Below are 12,687 nucleotides of genomic sequence, written 5' to 3' on the forward strand. Positions count from 1 at the left end.
TTTATCTTTAAAATAAGAATGATGGATTTCTAATGACACTCGTTGATGCCCGCACAGCAGACCCGAAACGCTTCATCTCCGGAGCTACCGGAGACTGGGAAGTCATTATCGGATTGGAAGTACACGCTCAGGTAACCTCCAATTCCAAACTTTTTTCCGGCGCTTCCACGAAATTCGGGGCCGAACCCAATGCTCATGTTTCTCTTGTTGATGCTGCAATGCCGGGTATGCTGCCTGTCATCAATATCGAATGTGTCAAACAGGCTGTGAAAACCGGATTAGGACTGAATGCCAAGATCAATTTAAAATCTGTGTTTGATCGCAAAAACTATTTTTACCCCGATTTGCCTCAGGGCTATCAGATTTCGCAATTTGAACAGCCAATCGTCGGGGAAGGTAAAATTATCATCTCTGTCGGTCCTGATAAAAAAGGTGAGTTCGAGGATGTGGAAATCGGTATCGAACGGCTCCATCTCGAGCAAGATGCGGGAAAATCTATCCACGATCAACATCCTACAATGTCGTTTGTCGATCTTAACCGCTCAGGCGTTGCACTGATGGAAATTGTGTCAAAGCCGGATTTGCGTTCGTCAGATGAAGCGAAGGCCTATGTCACGAAATTGCGTACGATCGTTCGCTATCTCGGAACATGTGATGGCAATATGGATGAAGGTGCAATGCGTGCCGATGTCAATGTTTCGGTACGTCGTCCGGGTGAGGATTTCGGTACACGGTGCGAAATCAAGAACGTTAATTCGATCCGTTTTATCGGACAGGCAATTGATTATGAAGCGCGTCGGCAGATAGCCGTTCTTGAGGACGGTGGTACAATTGATCAGGAAACACGGCTGTTTGACTCTGCAAAGGGTGAAACACGGCCGATGCGTTCGAAAGAAGAAGCGCATGATTACCGGTATTTTCCTGATCCCGATTTGTTGCCTTTGGTTTTTGACCAGAAATTTGTCGACGATCTGAAAGCCGACTTGCCGGCCTTGCCTGATGAAATCAAATCAAACTTCATTAATGAAATGGGTTTGAGCGCTTACGATGCTTCCATTCTTGTAAGCGAGAAGGCGATTGCCGATTTCTTCCAGTCGGTTGCTGCCGGTCGCGATGGCAAACTTGCTGCGAATTGGGTCATTAACGATTTGCTCGGCGCTTTGAACAAAGCAAGCCTTGACATTTCGCAATCTCCAATGAGCGCAGATCAACTTGGCGGAATCATCGATTTGATAAAAGAAGGTACGATTTCCGGAAAAATTGCAAAAGATCTCTTCGAGATCGTTTGGAACGAAGGGGGTGACCCTGCAAAAATCGTCGAGGAACGCGGCATGAAGCAGGTTACCGACACGGCCGCTATCGAAAAAACTGTCGATGAAATTATTGCTGCCAATCCGGATAAAGTTGCCCAAGCCAAAGAAAAGCCGACATTGGCTGGTTGGTTTGTCGGTCAGGTCATGAAAAAAACCGGTGGTAAGGCAAATCCTCAAGTAGTAAACAAACTGATAAAGGCAAAACTCGGGATAGAATAACGACCATGTGGATTCGCACTGCATCCAAGGATGATATCAATGCTATTCATGATCTGTTGATCGAAACATGGCATGCGACATTAGATGATATCGTCGGACGTGAAGAAGTTGATCGTAAAATTGCTCATGATTATACGCCTGATCTCTTGAAGAAAATGCTTAGTCGTCCAGCATCCGAATATGTCGTGGCGGATGACGGGGATACTCTTCATGGTGTTGCCTATGCAGCTCAGGGAGCCGTCAAAGGTGATTCTGAAATTGCACTTGTGCTTCATCTGTGTGTAAAACCGGAAAGTCAGGGGCAGGGGATCGGTCAACGTTTATTGATCGAGCTTGAAGAAGCTTTTCCGGCTGCCCGTAAAATTCGTGTAGCTCTCAATAAAAATGATGAGAGAACACAGAAATTTTTTGAAGAACAAGGGTATAAACACCTCGGGAAAACTACCGAGAACAAGTCGAATGATGATGTTGTCTTGGAGAAGACACTGTTCTGATCACGTCAATATTGACTTGCTTTTAATGTTGATGAGCTGCATAACGTTAAAAGTTGGTTTTTCGTTTGAAGCTTATGGGCTGAACTTGAAGGAGCTCACACTGAAATGGCTGGTATCTGGAAACAGGTTTTTACATGGTGGAACGGTAACACCATTAATACACGTTTTTTCACGTGGCTACATGGCAAGCGCGTAGGTGAAGACGAGTTCGGAAACATCTATTATGAAGGCAGCCGCCATAAAGACGGCTATCCGCGGCGCTGGGTTATTTACAAGAATTATTCGGAAGCTTCAACGATTCCTGCAGGTTGGCATGGTTGGATTCATCATCGCACAGATACACCACCAAGTGCAGAAAACTATCATGCACGTGAGTGGGAGAAACCGCATCTTCCTAATCTGACCGGTACAAGCAAGGCCTATACGCCGAAAGGTTCGATTGCCCATCATGGTCAACGTCCTCATGTTACCGGCGATTACGACGCGTGGACACCGGGCAAATAGCCATTTCGTAGCGGAAATCGGATTGTTTTTTCGCCATATTGCCATAATTGGCAAATAAGCTTCGAATTATAATAGATAACCATTGATGCGGTGCTATGAGATTTTTTAAACCGTTTTTCAGACGTTGCTTATTTGTCCTGTTTGCCTTATTCCTTGGGCTTTTTGTGACTGCATCATCTTATGCGCAGGAAACAACGAGATTAAGTAATCCTGTTGCTGTTTTTTCCGGTCTCGATAAAATTACCGGCCGCATCACAACCTTCGATGTCTATATAGGCGAGACCTACCAATTCGGTGCTCTTCAGGTGACGCCGCGGGTCTGTTATACAAGTTCGGCAGATGAAGCAACACGCACAGATGGATTTGTCGAGGTTAACGAAATCACTCTTGATAAAAAAATCAAACGCATATTCACTGGCTGGATGTTTGCTGATAGCCCCGGTCTTAATGCTGTCGAACACCCGATTTATGATGTGTGGTTGAAAGACTGCAAACAAAAATCCAAAGTTCCTGCTCCCCAATAATAGATTGTTATAGAGCGGTATAACGTTACTTTTTTGTATTTCTCTATATTGAATGAACAAATTGTTTCATTTTATTGTTTTGATAAACAAATCAAAAAGTTAAAAATGATGGTGTTAAAATAGAGAAATCATAGTTTATTAGGGAATTATAACGGACCTATTTTAAACAGATTATTCTTTTTTTGAAATTCGCAATCTTCAACATTATTTACTTTTTTATAACTTCATAACACGTGCGAAATATTCCCCCATTCGAATAGTGGGGATTTGGTTCCGTAAAACGGCCACTAATGCCTTGGAAAATGATGCATTGGAATAGGAATATACGGGCAACTGTTTTGGCTCAAAAAATCCGGTGTGGGAGGCTTGGTAACAACTCCTGAAATGACTGTGCCTCATCAAAAATAATGAAAATTGCTGTCGTCGAATGTCAAAAGCTATTCCGGTTTGGCTTTTCAGTATTCGGGTTTTCAACTTTACCCTTGCTAATTTGAGTACGTGCTTCTTTTATATTCGGGTTATTTGGGTTCAAAACAGTTTTGAAAATATCGGCTCAAGCTTGGCGTAAGCATCGGGTATTAGTTTCGTTTATCAGGAAATCGAAGTACTGGAAGGCTCACTATGCCATCAATTCGTGTGATGAAACAGATTTTTGCATCATTATTTTTGGCCTGTTGCTTGACCGGTTGTCAATGGTCAACAGAACCTTCAACCACGCATGATTATTATACGCGTGTTACAGAGCTGAGTTCCAAGAGCTTTTATTTTACCAACAATCCTTTGATTCAGTTGGAAATGCAGGCAAAATGGATTAGCAATCAGGGCTATGTCATTGATACAATAGCAACTTCCACGAATAGCAACGATCTGGATATTAGTCTCGCCTGGTCGCAAAAACGCAACTATCGCTATGTTGCGAGAGAAAAACTGAATATTGTTTGTACCATCGGATGTACCAATTCGGAAAAGGGACGCATATTCATTCCCGAAGATGAATTTCGTCAGTATGCAATTAGCGGCTTTATTTTCAAACTTGTCGGACGTGGAAATTATGTAGATGGTTTCCTTGATAAAAGAGCCTTTCAGCAAGTTCTGGACCAGATGCAGTCAATGCCGAAATACTGACAGTTACGAATTTTCAAAGGGCTGAATTAACTATTTTTTAACTTTTTATTTCGTTTTTGTATTTTTTCGTTTTACTCTATCTATCGCGTTTTTTGTGAATTTTGAGCGGGATAGGGCCATGAATTATTGGAAAATATCTGCTCTTTTGAGTGGAGCCACGATTTTTATGTTTTCACTGATGGGGCCAGCATCGGCTGATGATATTTTGGCACTCGTCAACGTTTCGAATCAGACAATGATTGTTAAAAAAGATGGTAAAACGCTTTACCATTGGAAAGTATCCACTGGACGGAAAGGATATGCGACTCCAAGCGGAACTTATCGTCCTGTCAGAATGCACAAAATGTGGCGAAGCCGGAAATATGACAATGCGCCGATGCCTTATGCAATATTTTATAATCAAGGTTACGCCATCCACGGCACATCTTATGTGAGCCGTTTAGGAAGTCCGGCAAGTCATGGTTGCATACGCTTGAATACGGCAAATGCAGAAATCCTTTATAAAATGTTGTTAAAAGAAGGGCAGGACAGCCTTAAAATCGTAATCAAATAATGGAAACAGAACATCGGGACTGGTTTGTTTTTTTAGAAAAACATCAAATTAAATTTTATTTTCTGGCTATTCTAGGCGGAACCGCTATCGGTTATTTATTTCGCGTTGCGAGCAGCGCAAATGAAGTCCTGAATTTTATTCTGCCGGTATTATTGTTTGTCACCTTCTTGCAGGTTCCTGTTTCCTCGGTAATTGACAATCTCGGCAATAAGCGTTTTGTGGCGGCGCTTCTTGTTGGAAATTTTGTATTTATTCCGATATTGGTAGCCTTATTGTTGTTGATAGGGGCGGGACTTTTCTTTCAATTATCCGATCCATCGCATTCTCCTTACGAGCAAAGCTTGCAAGCTCCTTATCTCGCCTTTGCTTTTTACGGCATGATTCTCCTTTGCGCACCTTGCGTCGATTATGTCGTGTCGTTTTGTCGTTTGGCCAAAGGTGACAGTTCCTCACTGACGGCCGCATTGCCCGTTTTGTTAATCATTCAGCTCGCTTTTTTGATGTTATTTTCTAGCGGCTGGTTTTATGACGAGCAAAATATGCAAGCTACTCGACCGGATATTATCGACTTTATCATATCCATTTTTCAGGTTCTGCTCGTTCCTCTCGCTCTTGCTTGGATTTTGCAATCCATTTCTCGCTATAACAAGGTCGTTGCATATTCGACCTCTTTTATGAAAAACAGCGTCGTGATGATTACGGCATTCACTTTAATGATAATTGCTGCATACGCTTTTTCGGAACTTTTCTCGATATTTGACGATAATGGTTATGCCTTCACAAAAAGATCGTCCGACGAGGCAACAGGGATTTATGAAAACACAACGGACTATGGCAGCAGTGAAAAGGCGCTATCACATGCTTTTATTTATGGAATAGCTTTTTATGGCCTTTATGCTTGTCTCGCTCCTTTTGTCGGCTTTTTCACCGCAAAGCTTTTTAAACTTTGCAGAAAACAGGAAATCGCATTGAGTTTCAGTGTTTCAACACGTAATTCACTTGTCTTGTTGCCATTTTTGCTAACTATATCACCAGCCGATGAACAAGCTTTGGTTGCAGCTGTCGTTTTGACACAAACTTGTGTCGAACTTGTTGCAGAGATTATATATGTGCGCTTTATACCGTGTTATGTAAAAAAACATGTCCGATCTCGGGAGATTGAATGTGAACGATGATTTTAGTCACTATAACAACAATTGCAGGAAACATGCGCCAATTTTCAATATACCTCCCGTCATTATTGCTATTATCTCTATATGTGTACTAAGCTTTATTATTCCGGAATATTTTTTTTCACCTAGATATTATGAGTTATTTTATATATATTGTTCGTTTATTCCAGAGTTCTTCACTCATGCTTTATTCAAATTCTGGTATACACCGGTAAGCTATTCATTTTTGCATGCGAATTTTATGCATGTGGGTGTCAATATGATGTGGCTCGTTATATTCGGCTCACCGCTCGCAAACCGGATAGGCAATATAAGATTTATTGTGTTCTGGTTTATCTGTTCGGCTGTCGCAGCTTTTGCACATCTCTTCATTTATCCTGAAAGTTATGTGCCGATGGTTGGTGCGTCGGGCGCAATATCAGGTATGATGGGGGCAGCTAGCCGATACGGTTTTCGTCAAGTCCGTACATTTTCTGAAGATCGAAGGTCGGAATTTGCCGGTCCGATTTTGTCTATCGGACAATCGGTCACCTCAAGGAATGTCGTTGGTTTTATCGGCACATGGATAATTATCGATATTATTACCGGTCTTGCAACACCATCAATGGGCGGCGAGGGCAGTTCGATAGCCTGGGTCGCCCATATCGGCGGATTGGTAGCCGGTTTCTTTCTTATTGGATTGTTCGACAAGCGCAGAAATCAAGAAATCTAGCGAGGCGAAAATCCGTGGCAATTAAAACCTGGAATACCGTGATGTAGAGCAAGCACAGCCTCCAATAGGGCGGGGTCTGTGCGAGTAAAACGCTTCTTGTGTTTTAGCCTTCAATTTAGTGAAGATGATTACGGGCGGCATAAAGCGAAATCGCAGCGGCATTGGAAACATTGAGTGATTTTATCGCTCCCGGCATATCAAGGCGCGCAAGGACCGAAACAGTTTCACGTGTCTTTTGCCGCAATCCTTTTCCTTCGGCGCCCAGAACGAGGGCAATATGTTTGCCCTTTAAGCTCGGTTCAAGCGGAAGCGGGCCTTCCGAATCAAGTCCGAAACTTGTGAAACCGGCTTTGTGCAGTTCTTCGAGCGCCTCTGCGAGATTGCGCACGGTGATGTGGTCTATAAGTTCCAAAGCACCGGAAGCAGCTTTCGCCAATACTCCTGTCTCCTGTGCAGAATGTCGGCTTGTGGTAATGAGAGCGCCGGCATTGAATGCAACGGCCGAACGCATAATAGCACCGACATTGTGAGGGTCTGTAACCTGATCAAGTACAATAACAAGATCGGTATTCGAAAGTTCGTCGAGTGAACGGGGCGCCAAAGGCTCGGTTTCGAGAACAACGCCTTGATGTACAGCATCGCTGCCAACCAGCGAATCGAGCATTTTCGGTGCAACAATTTCAACCGGACAATTTATTTCTGATTCGTTGATATCGAGCCGGTCAAGCGCATTTCGCGTGGCAAAAAGTTTTTCAAGCTTGCGTTTTTTGTTACGCAGCGCTGCCGCCACTGTGTGAAGCCCATAAAGTCTGAGCTCACCCGCATTAAATGCGGCCGGTTCGATTTTTTGTCTATTGGTTTTCTCGGTTTTTTTGCCGGTACGGTCGCGATATTGGCGGCGTAAGCGGGCATAATGAGAATCTTTGGGGGTTTTTTCATTCATAATTTTTTATAGCCGATTGAGATGTCGATCCGATACCAAAAAATGTCAAAAAAGACTTTTTTGTTATGAAATCGAAAATAACGGGATTTAACCTGTTGACAGAGGCAATGGTAAACGGCATAACGCCCCACACAAACAGAACGAGTTCTTTATGTATTTGGTCTGGTTGTATATGCCTTATCGCGCAACTCCGCTAGGTATTTTTAATGGAGGGGTGCCCGAGTGGTTAAAGGGGACGGACTGTAAATCCGTTGCGTATGCTACGTTGGTTCGAATCCAACCCCCTCCACCATTTACCGGAGCCGGAGTCAACGTGCGGGTATAGCTCAATGGTAGAGCAGCAGCCTTCCAAGCTGAATACGCGGGTTCGATTCCCGCTACCCGCTCCAGATTATTTCCCGAATATTTTTTGACCAAGATAATCGTTTATATTTGCCTGTCATGGTTTGATACCGTTAGGCTTAATCCACATAGGGGTCGAAAAAGTCTTGGCCGGCAGAAATGCGCGCCAGGCGATCTTCCGTAGATTTACCCAAGATAAGTATGATATCTTTCAGCAATAGATTGAGCACCGTATGGATACCGGTGGGTAGCCCCATAAAAAATTGATTTTCATGAGGTAGCACGATAATCTTATCAGTGATCGGGGCTGCCCATTCACAAAACTCATCACAAATAACGATCACGTCAATTCCCAAGCGTTGTGCCATCTCAGCAAGCTTCGGGCCATCCGCGCCATAGCGATAAGTGTCGATGATGATCAACGCATCTTTGTCGGCATCCTTATTGTAGATTTGCGGGTAAATACCATCGGCGGCATTAAGGATGTGGATGTTGGGCCGTATATATTTAAGCCGATCGCAAAAGCCTTGAGCCAAATAATGCATGGTCTGCATGCCTATGCCATAGAGATTGCGGCTAAAGCTTAGGCTTTCTACAATCGCCTGCCATTGGGGCGCTTGGCGCTGATGATACGCAGCCATAATGATATGCTGCAATGATTCCAATTCCTGATTGTCATGCTGGTCAGCGCGGGTTAAATAATTCTCGAAACGGTGCCCGATACGCGTTGGCATGGGGCCATATATGTCGGCTTTTACTTTTTTTCGCGCATCCGAAGAGTTTTTATAACCTAATTTCTTAAAAAACCGGCTGACAGTCATGGCGCTGACATCAAGTTGAGCGGCAATTTCAGCGCTGGTATTGAGTAATAAAAGTTCAGGGCGGAGGGTGATAAAACTTGCAATACGCTGCTCTAGTTTAGTGAAGCGCGCATCAGTGTTCTTAATTAGCTCGATGAAGTCATTGCCCATTTTATGTTCCGTATTCTTTTATGAGATAAGTGCAAAATGCGATTTTGGGAAGTCTGAAATACAGGAAATGTTAGAAGAATAACAAAATAACTTGACTGTGCGTTAAATATCAACAATAGCTAAGAAAAAAGTAAAAATTAATGAGGATGGAACACTCAAATCATGTTGGAGGAATGGCATGACGCAACCTTTCACAAAATCGCTGGAGCCTGTTGCTTGTTCGTTGGGGCGTATATCAGCTCACGCCCTTAGTTATTGCCGCTTTTTATATCCGAAAACGGCTTACACTTTTGGTAAAAATGCCCTGATTTATGCTGGCTTGTTGTCTTTGGCAGCTGCGCTGCCGCAGAACTTGTCAGCGAGTGAGGTTAATACTCTCGTTATTGCCAAGGCTGCTGATCCTCAATCGCTGGATCCAGCATTTACATTGGATAACAATGACCTGACAATTGTCTATCCAATGTATCAACGCCTGGTGCGCTATGAAAAGAAGCAAGATGAGACCGGCATAGCCGATGATCTGGCTGAAAGCTGGAGTGTTTCAGACGATCAATTAACCTGGGTTTTTAAAATTAAGGATGGGTTTAAGTTTTCCGATGGCACACCGGTAGATGCCAAAGCGGTGGAATATTCCTTCGAGCGCTTGTTCAATATGGGGCAGGGGCCATCAGCAGCTTTCCCAAAGGGCACAAGTGTTGCAGCTACCGGCCCATTGGAAGTAACATTCAAGCTTGAAAAACCTTTTGCGCCATTTCTTTATGTTTTGGCAGTCGATGGCGCTTCAATCGTCAATCCAAATGTTGAATCGCAAGGCAATGATCATGGTAGTGGTTGGCTGTCAATGCATTCTGCTGGCTCTGGCGCCTATATGTTGGAAAGTTGGGAACGTGGAAGCGCTATAATACTCAAACCTAATCCCTATTATTCCGGTACAAAACCCGCTTTGCAAAATGTGCGCGTTGAAATCGTTCCCGAGGCAGCCTCCCGCCGCTTGCGCCTTGAAGCCGGGGATGTGGATATTGCCGAAAGCCTGCCGCTTGATCAAATCCAGACATTGAAGAAAAACCCGGATTTGAACGTTGTTGAAGAGCCAAGCTTATCTGTAACCTATCTTTACCTTAACAATAAGCATAAGCCTTTGGATAATGTTGATGTGCGGCGTGCTATCTCTTATGCCATAGACTATCAGGCAATACTGGATGGTGTGCTTTCGGGTGACGGTGTCGTGATGGATGGCCCTATCCCAGAGGGGATGTGGGGTAAAAGCACTGATATTACCCATTATAGCTATGACCCCGGTAAAGCGGCCGAATTGATTTCCAAAGCGGGTATAAATGGTTCAAAACTAAAATTTCTTTATTCAGATCGTGATCCGTTATGGGAGCCACTGGGTATCGGCGTGCAGGCTTACCTTGCACAGCTCAATATTGATGTATCGCTTGAAAAGCTGGCAAATGCGACCTTGCGCGAACGGATTGAAACCGGTGATTTTGATATTGCTATCGGCGGGTGGTCGCCAGATTTTGCAGACCCGTATATGTTTATGAACTATTGGTTTGATAGCCAATGGCATGGTCTGGCGGGTAATCGCAGTTTTTATACCAACCCGCAAGTGGATGAGTGGCTGCGCCAAGCCGCAACAACCAGCGATCAGAACGAGCGCACACAATTATATGCAAAAGTTCAAAAAGTGGTTACGGACGAGGCACCTTATGTCTATTTGTTCCAGAGAAATTACATGGTTGCAATGCGCAAAAATGTAAGCGGCTTTGTCTATAATCCGATGCTGGACCATGTCTATAATTTTGCAGAAATGAGCAAAAAATAGGATAATGCCGGTTCAACCGGCATTCATTCCAATCTTCAACCTGGCCTTAACTGTCCTGATCATCCTGGTTTATAGGAACCTGTTATGTCGTTTCTTAATGTCATAAGAAAACGTTTGTATCTGCTTGTCTTTGTGCTGTTTGGCGTTTCACTAATAACGTTTACTATTTCCAATGTGGTGCCTGGGGATCCAGCGCGCATGATTGCGGGTGAACGTGCTCCCGCCGAGGTCGTGGAACGTATCCGCAATGATTTGGATCTCAATAAGTCATTACCTGAGCAATATATCCGGTATATGAAAGGCATATTTACTGGCGATTTGGGAACATCCATTCGTACCAAACGGCCAGTGCTGGAAGACCTGAAGCTATTTTTCCCGGCAACCATGGAATTGGCTGTAGTGGCGTTATTTATAGCCGCTTTTATCGCTATACCGCTTGGCGTTGCATCCGCCATTTGGAAAAATACTTTCATTGATTATGCGGTGCGCCTAATGGCAGTAATAGGTATTTCCACCCCTGCCTTTTGGTTGGGAATGTTGGTAATTGTGCTGTTTTATGCGCAATTGCAAATACTCCCCAGTGGCGGTCGCATTTCGCCGTCAATTATGATGCCGCCCAAGCTAACCGGTTTTTTATTATTGGACAGTCTTTTGGCAGGCAATTTTGCCGCTTTTTGGAGTGCGCTTAAGCATATCATCTTGCCAGCAATGACACTGGGCTTTGTGCATCTCGGCGTGGTCGCGCGACAAATACGTTCTGCCATGATGGATGAAATGCACCAAGATTATATTCGCACTGCAAACGCAAATGGGATTTCCAAATTTCGTATCATTTTTGCCGAGGCATTACCCAATGCTTTGATACCGTCCATCACTGTTATGGGGCTGGCACTGGGGGATTTGCTTTATGGTGCGGTGCTTACAGAGAGTGTCTTTGCTTGGCCAGGTATGGGGCGCTATGTGGTTGATTCTATATTATCGCTCGACTTTCCCGCAATCATGGGGTTCACCCTGGTGGTTTGCGTAGCCTATGTCTTTGTCAATCTCATTGTAGATCTCATCTACATGCTGGTTGATCCGCGTATCAGAAATATTTCATGAGGCAAACGATGAGTGATGTTTTAGTTGCACCAAGAACTCGTTTTGAGGGCTTGCGTTATTTCTGGTACCAGATGAGCCGCAATCCATTGATGGTTCTGGGTGGTCTGGTGGTCTTGCTCATATTGGTATTGGTTATCTTTGCCCCGTTATTTGCTACCCATTCGCCCACCGCTATTGATTATAAAGCGCGCTTGGCAGCGCCCTCGTGGCAACATTTCTTTGGTACGGATGAAGTTGGACGGGATATTTTTTCGCGCATTCTTTATGGCGGGCGCGGCTCGATTTCTGTCGGCTTTTTTGTGGTGCTTTGCTCCGGCTTCATCGGTCTTATGCTGGGCGCAATTTCCGGTATGATGGGCGGGCGTACAGACACCATAATCATGCGTATTATGGACGTGGTATTGTCTGTTCCCTCGCTGGTGTTGGTTATGGCGCTGGCTGCAGCAATGAGCCCGGGGCTTGTCAATGCGGCAATCGCGATAGCAATTGTGCGTATTCCATATTATGTGCGCTTGACACGTGGCCAAGCATTATTGGTGCGCGAAATGGCATATGTAACCGCAGCACGCACGTTTAAAGCATCGCGTTGGCATATATTGCGCTGGCACATAATGCCCAATATCGTATCACCGCTTCTGGTACAGGCCAGTCTTGATATTGGCAATACAATTCTATTGGTTGCGGGTTTGTCTTTTATCGGCCTTGGCGCCCAACAACCCATGCCTGAATGGGGCGCTATGGTTTCAGCCGGTCGCAGTTATATCCTTGATCAATGGTGGTATTCGGCTTTTCCAGGCATTGCCATATTGATCACCTCCGCCGCCTTCAACGTTTTTGGTGACGGCATCCGCGATATACTTGATCCCAAGAATAAGGCACGTTGATT

The 12,687-nt window shown here is 44.4% G+C and carries 13 protein-coding genes and 2 tRNA genes; 13 read left to right on the forward strand and 2 right to left on the reverse strand.

The annotated features are described in order from the left end of the window. Window positions 1-32: 32 nt before the first annotated feature. The 8 genes from gatB (at window position 33) to H3S82_RS11285 (ending at window position 6,616) form a co-directional block, all read left to right on the forward strand. The gene (gene gatB / locus H3S82_RS05860) at window positions 33-1,532 is read left to right on the forward strand and encodes an Asp-tRNA(Asn)/Glu-tRNA(Gln) amidotransferase subunit GatB (RefSeq protein ID WP_198232938.1); all 1,500 of its coding nucleotides are present in this window, start codon (window positions 33-35) and stop codon (window positions 1,530-1,532) included. A gap of 5 nt (window positions 1,533-1,537) precedes the next feature. Next, window positions 1,538-2,026, forward strand: a complete 489-nt coding sequence (locus H3S82_RS05865) for a GNAT family N-acetyltransferase (protein WP_198232939.1) — start codon at window positions 1,538-1,540, stop codon at window positions 2,024-2,026. Between the two features lie 105 nt (window positions 2,027-2,131). Continuing rightward, on the forward strand, window positions 2,132-2,530 hold the full coding sequence (locus H3S82_RS05870; protein WP_077971146.1) for an NADH:ubiquinone oxidoreductase subunit NDUFA12: 399 nt from the start codon (window positions 2,132-2,134) through the stop codon (window positions 2,528-2,530). Window positions 2,531-2,667: 137 nt separating this feature from the next. Beyond that, a complete protein-coding gene (locus H3S82_RS05875; protein WP_370541278.1) occupies window positions 2,668-3,054 on the forward strand; it encodes a DUF2155 domain-containing protein in 387 nt (128 codons plus the stop codon). A 621-nt stretch (window positions 3,055-3,675) separates the two neighbouring features. Continuing rightward, window positions 3,676-4,179, forward strand: coding sequence for a hypothetical protein (locus tag H3S82_RS05880; RefSeq protein WP_198232940.1), 504 nt, complete (start codon window positions 3,676-3,678; stop codon window positions 4,177-4,179). Window positions 4,180-4,297: 118 nt separating this feature from the next. Continuing rightward, window positions 4,298-4,732 (forward strand): L,D-transpeptidase, encoded by a 435-nt coding sequence (locus tag H3S82_RS05885; RefSeq protein ID WP_198224841.1) that lies wholly within the window; start codon window positions 4,298-4,300, stop codon window positions 4,730-4,732. Then, window positions 4,732-5,907, forward strand: a complete 1,176-nt coding sequence (locus H3S82_RS05890) for a hypothetical protein (protein ID WP_198232941.1) — start codon at window positions 4,732-4,734, stop codon at window positions 5,905-5,907. The genes H3S82_RS05885 and H3S82_RS05890 overlap by 1 nt, the downstream gene beginning before the upstream one ends. Further along, a complete protein-coding gene (locus tag H3S82_RS11285; protein ID WP_198232942.1) occupies window positions 5,873-6,616 on the forward strand; it encodes a rhomboid family intramembrane serine protease in 744 nt (247 codons plus the stop codon). The genes H3S82_RS05890 and H3S82_RS11285 overlap by 35 nt, the downstream gene beginning before the upstream one ends. A 115-nt stretch (window positions 6,617-6,731) precedes the next feature. Here the strand turns inward: H3S82_RS11285 and H3S82_RS05900 are convergent, their stop codons facing one another. Beyond that, window positions 6,732-7,559, reverse strand: a complete 828-nt coding sequence (locus H3S82_RS05900; protein ID WP_198232943.1) for an RNA methyltransferase — start codon at window positions 7,557-7,559, stop codon at window positions 6,732-6,734. A 208-nt stretch (window positions 7,560-7,767) separates the two neighbouring features. Here H3S82_RS05900 and H3S82_RS05905 point away from each other — a divergent pair. Together H3S82_RS05905 and H3S82_RS05910 are read left to right on the forward strand one after the other, a co-directional pair. Beyond that, a tRNA-Tyr gene (locus tag H3S82_RS05905) sits at window positions 7,768-7,851 on the forward strand. A 23-nt stretch (window positions 7,852-7,874) separates the two neighbouring features. Next, window positions 7,875-7,948, forward strand: a tRNA-Gly gene (locus H3S82_RS05910). Between the two features lie 72 nt (window positions 7,949-8,020). Here the strand turns inward: H3S82_RS05910 and H3S82_RS05915 are convergent. Then, window positions 8,021-8,872, reverse strand: a complete 852-nt coding sequence (locus H3S82_RS05915) for a MurR/RpiR family transcriptional regulator (protein WP_198232944.1) — start codon at window positions 8,870-8,872, stop codon at window positions 8,021-8,023. 178 nt (window positions 8,873-9,050) lie between these two features. Here H3S82_RS05915 and H3S82_RS05920 point away from each other — a divergent pair, with 178 nt between their 5' ends. From H3S82_RS05920 to ddpC, 3 genes are all read left to right on the forward strand, one after another. Next, window positions 9,051-10,700, forward strand: coding sequence for an ABC transporter substrate-binding protein (locus tag H3S82_RS05920; protein WP_198232945.1), 1,650 nt, complete (start codon window positions 9,051-9,053; stop codon window positions 10,698-10,700). 84 nt (window positions 10,701-10,784) lie between these two features. Then, on the forward strand, window positions 10,785-11,801 hold the full coding sequence (locus H3S82_RS05925; protein WP_198232946.1) for an ABC transporter permease: 1,017 nt from the start codon (window positions 10,785-10,787) through the stop codon (window positions 11,799-11,801). A gap of 8 nt (window positions 11,802-11,809) precedes the next feature. After that, window positions 11,810-12,685 carry a D,D-dipeptide ABC transporter permease gene (gene ddpC / locus H3S82_RS05930; protein WP_246785242.1) on the forward strand — a complete coding sequence of 292 codons (876 nt, stop codon included), beginning with the start codon at window positions 11,810-11,812 and terminating at the stop codon, window positions 12,683-12,685. The last annotated feature ends 2 nt before the right edge of the window (window positions 12,686-12,687 follow it).

This window comes from Bartonella sp. M0192 (assembly GCF_016102305.1).
GTDB classification, from domain to species: domain Bacteria; phylum Pseudomonadota; class Alphaproteobacteria; order Rhizobiales; family Rhizobiaceae; genus Bartonella; species Bartonella apihabitans.

What these genes read in the sequence shown, in the direction of transcription:
- H3S82_RS05890 (WP_198232941.1), top strand. Translation starts at nt 4,732, where the DNA reads ATGGAAACAGAACATCGGGACTGGTTTGTTTTTTTAGAAAAACATCAA.
- H3S82_RS05925 (WP_198232946.1), top strand. Translation starts at nt 10,785, where the DNA reads ATGTCGTTTCTTAATGTCATAAGAAAACGTTTGTATCTGCTTGTCTTT.
- H3S82_RS05920 (WP_198232945.1), top strand. Translation starts at nt 9,051, where the DNA reads ATGACGCAACCTTTCACAAAATCGCTGGAGCCTGTTGCTTGTTCGTTG.
- H3S82_RS05865 (WP_198232939.1), top strand. Translation starts at nt 1,538, where the DNA reads ATGTGGATTCGCACTGCATCCAAGGATGATATCAATGCTATTCATGAT.
- H3S82_RS05900 (WP_198232943.1), bottom strand. Translation starts at nt 7,559, where the DNA reads ATGAATGAAAAAACCCCCAAAGATTCTCATTATGCCCGCTTACGCCGC.
- H3S82_RS05870 (WP_077971146.1), top strand. Translation starts at nt 2,132, where the DNA reads ATGGCTGGTATCTGGAAACAGGTTTTTACATGGTGGAACGGTAACACC.
- H3S82_RS05885 (WP_198224841.1), top strand. Translation starts at nt 4,298, where the DNA reads ATGAATTATTGGAAAATATCTGCTCTTTTGAGTGGAGCCACGATTTTT.
- gatB (WP_198232938.1), top strand. Translation starts at nt 33, where the DNA reads ATGACACTCGTTGATGCCCGCACAGCAGACCCGAAACGCTTCATCTCC.
- H3S82_RS05915 (WP_198232944.1), bottom strand. Translation starts at nt 8,872, where the DNA reads ATGGGCAATGACTTCATCGAGCTAATTAAGAACACTGATGCGCGCTTC.
- ddpC (WP_246785242.1), top strand. Translation starts at nt 11,810, where the DNA reads ATGAGTGATGTTTTAGTTGCACCAAGAACTCGTTTTGAGGGCTTGCGT.
- H3S82_RS11285 (WP_198232942.1), top strand. Translation starts at nt 5,873, where the DNA reads ATGTCCGATCTCGGGAGATTGAATGTGAACGATGATTTTAGTCACTAT.
- H3S82_RS05880 (WP_198232940.1), top strand. Translation starts at nt 3,676, where the DNA reads ATGCCATCAATTCGTGTGATGAAACAGATTTTTGCATCATTATTTTTG.